4 protein-coding genes and 1 pseudogene are annotated in these 6,397 nt (G+C 75.5%); 3 read left to right on the forward strand and 2 right to left on the reverse strand.

Annotated elements, in window-relative coordinates; genetic code table 11:
• Window positions 1–189 precede the first annotated feature (189 nt).
• Both ACFVU9_RS20675 and ACFVU9_RS20680 read left to right on the forward strand, forming a co-directional pair.
• A complete protein-coding gene (locus ACFVU9_RS20675; RefSeq protein ID WP_387595239.1) occupies window positions 190–756 on the forward strand; it encodes a hypothetical protein in 567 nt (188 codons plus the stop codon).
• Window positions 757–782: 26 nt separating this feature from the next.
• On the forward strand, window positions 783–1,682 hold the full coding sequence (locus ACFVU9_RS20680) for an endonuclease/exonuclease/phosphatase family protein (RefSeq protein WP_387595242.1): 900 nt from the start codon (window positions 783–785) through the stop codon (window positions 1,680–1,682).
• 1 nt (window position 1,683) lies between these two features.
• Here the strand turns inward: ACFVU9_RS20680 and ACFVU9_RS20685 are convergent, their stop codons facing one another.
• A complete protein-coding gene (locus ACFVU9_RS20685; RefSeq protein WP_387595245.1) occupies window positions 1,684–4,461 on the reverse strand; it encodes an ATP-binding protein in 2,778 nt (925 codons plus the stop codon).
• 362 nt (window positions 4,462–4,823) lie between these two features.
• Between ACFVU9_RS20685 and ACFVU9_RS20690 the strand changes: the two genes are divergently transcribed.
• Window positions 4,824–6,038, forward strand: a complete 1,215-nt coding sequence (locus ACFVU9_RS20690; protein WP_387595248.1) for a glycoside hydrolase family 27 protein — start codon at window positions 4,824–4,826, stop codon at window positions 6,036–6,038.
• Between the two features lie 80 nt (window positions 6,039–6,118).
• Here the strand turns inward: ACFVU9_RS20690 and ACFVU9_RS20695 are convergent.
• Window positions 6,119–6,397, reverse strand: a pseudogene (locus tag ACFVU9_RS20695) (IS5/IS1182 family transposase); the annotation flags it as partial.

The raw sequence follows: 6,397 nt of genomic DNA on the forward strand, positions 1-6,397 counted from the left end.
CCATCCTCCGCGCCCGCTGCCCCCCGGCCGCGTCACCCCTGGTCAATCGACGTTGAGCGCGCGCAAGGGCGCTGATAGCGTCCGCATGCGCGCGGCCGTTCGGCCCCGAAGCGCTCCATGGGGGGAACCGTGAGCACCCGGCCGGCGAAGCATGCGCACAACTCATCGACTCGTAGGAGGAATTGACCCATGGCCGTGGCCTGCCCCCAGTGTGCCGCACCGGACGAGTGCGTCCCCGTGCCGCAAGCCCTGGCGGACGTCCGCCTCGACGGGGGAGTGCGGGCGCTGCTGGCCCCGCCGCCCGAGCCGGGGCCGGTCCGCATCCGCATGCACACCGCCGCGATCGTGCTCTTCTCCATCGCCGGGGCCCTCTGCCTGCTCGGCCTCGTCTCCCTGGCGAACTCCACCGAGAACACGGACGGGTACTCGACCGCCTACCAGCTGGGCCGCCGCGTCGGCGTGTTCCTCCTGCCCGGGATCCTGGCGGCCATCGGCCTCGTCGTGCACACCAAGAGCCGCGACACGCGCACCCGGGCCGCCGAACAGGGCCTGCCGGAGCGGCAGGCGCTGTGGCAGCGCCACATGCGGGTGTGGCAGGCCGGCTGGCTGTGCCGGCGCTGCTGGGTGGCGTTCTTCCCCGCCGGATCGGTGCGCCCGGACGCCCCCGCCTCGGCCGCGATCCCCCTCGCCCACTTCCCGTCCTGGGTCATGGCCGGCGTCGGGCCCCTCACCGTCCCCGGGCAGGCGCAGGGCTGACGCGGCGTCCGGGTAGCGTCCGGGGCATGACGATGACCCAGCGGGTGCGCCTCGCGACGTTCAACGTGTTGCACGGCAGGCCGGTCGGGGCGGACGGCCGCCCGGCGTCCATGCGGGACATGCCCGCTCCCGAGCGGCCGCTGTGCGAGGCCGTCGCCGCGCTGGACGCCGACGTCGTGGCGCTGCAGGAGGTCGACCGGCTCCAGGAGCGCTCCGGCGGCGTCGACCAGGCCGGCGCGGTCGCCCGCGCGGTGGCGGCCGCCCACTGGCGCTACGCCTCCGCGCTCCACGGCCACGCCGTCCTCGGGCGCGGCTGGCTCCTCGACCCGTCCCGCCCCGGGCTGCGCGTGTACGGACCCGACGACGCGGACCCGGACGACCGCGGCCCCTCCCACGGCGTCGCACTGCTGTCACGCCTGCCGGTGCACGCGTGGCGGGCCGCCCGCCTCGCGCCGGCCCCGATCGCGGTGCCGCTGCGCATACCCGGCAAGCAGGGCCTCGTCTGGTCCCGCGACCGGCCGCGCGCCGCGCTGGCGGCGGTCGTCGAGGGACGGCGGGGGCCGTTCACGGTGGTGGCCGCGCACCTGTCGACCGTCCCCGGGCAGAACGTGCGCCAGCTGCTGTTCCTACGCCGCTGGATCGCCGGCCTGCCGCGCCCGCACGTCCTGCTCGGCGACCTCAACCTGGTCGGCGCCATCCCGCGCACCGTCCTGAGCGCCGCCGAACTGCTCGCCGCACCGCGCGACTCCGCTGGACGGAACGGTGCCTGGCGCGACGCCGTCCGCGCGCGGACCTACCCCTCGCACCGCCCGCTGGTGCAGTTCGACCACATCCTGACCAGCGGCGTGGCCGGCACCCCGTACGGCCACGCCTCCCGCAGCGAGGTGTCCGACCACCGGCCCCTGACGGTCGAACTGCCCCTGTGAATCAGCCCAGCAGCGCCCGCGCCCGGTCGGCCAGGCCGTCGGCGCCGCACCGGGTGGCCAGCTCCAGCCCGCGCGCGAGCGCGTCGCGCGCGCCCGATCCGGTGCCCAGCGTCTCGCCCAGGTCGACCAGCGCCACCGCGTGCTCGTAGCGGGCGGGGGAGCGCTCCAGGTGCCGCACGGCCTGCGCCAGCAGCTCGGCGGCGTCCGCCCGTTCGTGCACCGAGGCGCCGAGCCGCAGCGCGCTGCCGATCGCCGAGTCCGTGCCCGACTTCCTGGCCCGGCGCACCGCCTCCCCGGCCAGCGCGCGGGCCCGCTCCGGCTCGTCGCCGGCCACCGCGCGGGCCAGGTGGGCGAGCCACGGCGCCCACACCGTGTTGCGCCACCCGCGCGCGTCCAGGGCCGCGCCGGCGGCGGCCAGCGCCTGCGCCGCCCCCGGCGCGTCGCCCCGCGCCAGCAGCAGCCGGCCGTACAGCGTCGGCGCGTCGGGCAGGACCATCACACTCGGGTACGGCGGGCCGAAGCCGTGCTCGTGCGCGAGCTCCAGGGCCTCGGCCAGCCGCCCGCGCGCGGCCAGCGTCTCGGCCAGCGCCCCGACCGCGTCCCAGTGCAGCGGGATCCCCGGGCCGATCCGCCCGGCGATGCGCAGCGCCCGGCGCAGGTGGTCCTCCGCCTCGGCGAGGGCGCCGCAGCGGAAGCGGAGCATGCCGGTCAGCAGGTGGGCGAAGCCGAGGTGACCGCCGCTCCACCCGGCGACCTCGTAGGCGCGCACCGCCTCGGTGAACAGCTCCTCGGCCCGGTCGACGCGGTCGGCGTACAGGTAGCTGATGCCGAGGATGCCGGGCAGTTCGAAGCCCCAGGTGGTGTTGGTCCAGCCCAGGCTGGAGGGCAGGCGGCCGTGCGGCAGCGCGGACTCGGCCAGGGCCAGCGCCCGCTCCCGGTCGGCGCCGCGCAGCGTCAGGTCCCAGCAGCGCAGCACGGCCACCGCGTGGGCCAGGCCGTCCTGTTCGAACAGCGGCCGCTCGTCCATGTCCTCGTCCACGTCGGCGTCGGCGTCGGTGAAGGCCAGGCCGACCGTGTCGAGCATCCGCGCGAACTCCGCGAGCCGCTTGGAGCGCCCCGGCCCGTCCTCGTCCACGGACTGGAACACGGCGAACATGAAGTGCGCGACCTCCAGGCGCAGCCGCCCCGGCCCCGGCGAGGTCCGCGCGGCCTCCTCCGCGCACACCGCGGCGGCCTCGTCGAGCCGGTTGCTGTGGGCCAGGGCCTGGGCGAGGCGGAACGTCGCGTCCACCCGCGTCCCGGGGTCCAGCCCGTCCGGCTCGGCGAGCGCCAGGCGCAGCTGGTTGACGGTGGTCGCCGGATCGGTGAGCAGGGCCGAGCAGCCGAGCTCGTAGAGCACCGTGGCCCGGTCCTCGTCGGCGGGCGGCTCGCTGATGGCCCGGCGCAGACAGCGCTGGGCGGCCTCCGGCGCGCCGATGGCCAGGTGCTCGCGGGCCGCGCGGCGCAGCTTGGCCACGATGGCGCCGTCGCCCTCGGGCAGCAGCTCCAGCAGGTGCCGGGAGGCCGCCAGCAGGCCGAGGCCCGCGTTCTCCACCTCGACGGCGGCCACTCCGTGCATCCCGGTGCGGGTCGCCGGCGGCATGGACTGGTAGAGCGAGGTCGCCACCAGCGGGTGGACGAACTCCAGCCGCCCGCCCGGCGTGCCGGTCAGCACCCGGTGCCGGCGCAGCTCCCGCACCGATCCGGCGGCGGTGTCCGGGCTCTGGGCGCAGATCGCGGCGGCGAGCTCCGGGCGGATGTCGGTGCCGAGCATCGACGCCGCCCAGGCGAAGCGCAGCGCGGTGGGGCCGAGCTTGTCCAGCCAGTGCCGCAGGGTCATCCCCCGCGCGTTGGCGGCGAGTTCGCGCAGCTGCGCGCTGTTCTCGCCGACCGGGTCGAGCTGCTGGTCGAGGACCTCGCGCAGCAGGGCGGTGGTCTCGTACGGGTTCCCGGCGGTGACCGACCAGACGTCACGGCAGAAGGCGTCCTCCGCCCCGTCGCCCAGGGCCTCGCGCACCAGGTGCGCGACCGAGGCGGGCCGCAGCGGCCGCAGCCGGTGGCACCGGTCGGCCGCGGCGGCCAACGTGCGCTCCAGGGCGAGGACGCCGTCGGGGAACTCGTCACGGCAGGCCAGGACCAGCAGGGCGGGCAGCTCACGGGCGCGCACCGCCACACCCGCCAGCCAGCCCAGCGACTCCGGGTCCGCCCAGTGCAGGTCGTCGACGATCACCGCCACCGGCGGGCGCAGCTGGACGAGCCGGGTGAGCACGAAGTCCAGCCCGTCGCGCACCCCCTGCGGGTCGAGCTGCCCGCCGGGCCGCAACAGCCCCACCGCCGGGCCCACGATGTCCTCCCACGGCCCCAGCACCCGCGCCCGCTCCCCGTCGGACAGGCCCGCCAGCACCGGCTGCACCAGCTGGCGCACCACGTGGAACGGCTCGTGGCGCCGCTGCTCCCCGCCCCGGGCGAACAGCACGGTGCAGCCCGCGCCCGCCGCCTCGCGCCGGACCTCGGTCAGCACCGCGGTCTTGCCCAGGCCGGCCGCGCCGGTGTACAGCAGCACCTCCCCCGAAGCGCTCCCGCCGGGCCCGCAGTTGCCGCTCCCGTCCCCGGGCCGGGCGAGCGCCCCGATCGCCTGCCCGGCGGACCGCAGCTCGGCCTCCCGCTCGTGCAGCCGGGCCCCCGGCCCGCCGTCCCCGCCACCGTCCCCCGCAGCGGGCAGTCCTTCGGCCACCGTCATCTCCAATTCATGCTGCTAAGGCCATTGTTGACGAGCCGTTAGAGGCTACTGCCGAACGCGCCGCTCCGGTTGTGCCCTTGACAGTGCGGCGACCCTGCGGCCGGTGTCCCGGGGACCGGTGACCCGGCGGCCAGCGACCCTGCGGCCGGTGTCCCGGCGGCCGGTATGCCAGTGCCGCACACCGGAGCCGGGACGCCCCACCACCGGGCGCCGGCCGCAGGCCCGCCCGGACCTGCGGCCGACACGTTCGAGTGGTCATGGGGGCATCCGCGGTTGACGTCCCTCCGGCGTCCGCAGATTTCGAAGCATCAGTTCCCTTCCGCAGCAATCACCTCGCTGCTCTCCGCCCCACTGGAGGAACGATGCGCAAACTCTGGGCCACGGCGCTCGCGGCCGTGCTGAGCGTGGCACCCTTCGCCGTCGCCCCGACGGCCGCAGCGCCGGTCCCGACGCCGGCCCCGGCCGCGGCGCCGGCCGGTGCCGCCCTGGCCCTCACCCCGCCCATGGGCTGGAACGACTGGAACGCCTTCCGCTGCGAGGTCGGCGAGCAGCTCGTCGAGCGGACCGTCGACACGATCGTCGCCACCGGCCTGAAGGCGGCCGGCTACGAGTACGTCAACATCGACGACTGCTGGATGACCCACGAGCGCAGCCCCGACGGGCACCTCGTGCCGGACCCGGTCAAGTTCCCGCACGGCATCGCGGGCGTGGCCGACTACGTCCACGCCAGGGGCCTCAAACTCGGCATCTACGAGAGCGCCGGCGTGGAGACCTGCGCGCACTACCCCGGCAGCCTCGGCCACGAGCAGCAGGACGCGGACTCCTTCGCCTCCTGGGGCGTCGACTACCTGAAGTACGACAGCTGCCCCGGCAACCAGCCGACCCCGGCCCGCGAGCGCTACCGGACGATGGGCGACGCCCTGGCCCGCACCGGCCGTCCCATCGTCTACAGCCTCTGCAACTGGGGCGAACAGGACGTCGCCGACTGGGGCGCCGAGATCGGGCAGCTGTGGCGGACCACCGACGACATCAGACCCACCTACAGCCGGATGCTGGAGATCTTCCACGTCAACGTCCAGCTCGCGGACCGCGCCCGGCCGGGCGCGTGGAACGACCCCGACGCGCTGGAGGTCGGCAACGGCATGACGGCCGACGAGGACCGCGCCCACTTCTCGCTCTGGGCCGCCATGGCCGCCCCGCTGCTCGCCGGCACCGACCTGACCAGGGCCACCCCCCGGACCATGGCGATCCTCGGCAACACCGACGTCATCGCCGTGGACCAGGACCCGCTCGGCAAGCAGGGCCGGCCGGTCACCATGGCCAACGGCCTCGACGTCCTGGCCAAACCCCTCGCCGACGGCTCCGTGGCCGTCACGCTCTTCAACGAGAACGCCGAACGCGCCGTCATCTCCACGACCGCGTACGCCGTCGGCCTGCCCGCCGCCGACCACTACGTCCTGCGCGACCTCTGGGAACACACCACCGGCGAGACCACGGACGCCATCGCCGCCGAGGTGCCGGCTCACGGCGCAGTCATGTACCGGATCACCGCGGCGGGGTCCGGCCCGAACCGCTGACACCACGTCGCCCCTTCCCGGCCCCACGTCAGCCCTTCCCGACCCCGCGGCGGCGAGTACGCTAGGTTCTGTACGGCGGATCATCGTCGGAGCCAGAGTCGGATTGATGCGACGGTGACGGTGCCGTGGAAGACGTAGGCGCGCTTGTCGTACCTGGTGGCGACCGCTCGGAAGCCTTTGAGGCGGTGGATTGTGCGCTCGACTTCGTTGCGCCTCTTGTAGGTCTCCTTGTCGAATCCGGTGGGCCGGCCGCCCCGGCTGCCTCGCCGCAGGCGGTTGGCCCGCTGGTCGCGGGGCTCGGGGATGGTGTGGCTGATTGCGCGTCGGCGCAGGTAGGCGCGGATGCGGCGCGCGCTGTA

It is taken from the genome of Kitasatospora sp. NPDC057936 (assembly GCF_042887525.1).
Lineage (GTDB): Bacteria > Actinomycetota > Actinomycetes > Streptomycetales > Streptomycetaceae > Kitasatospora.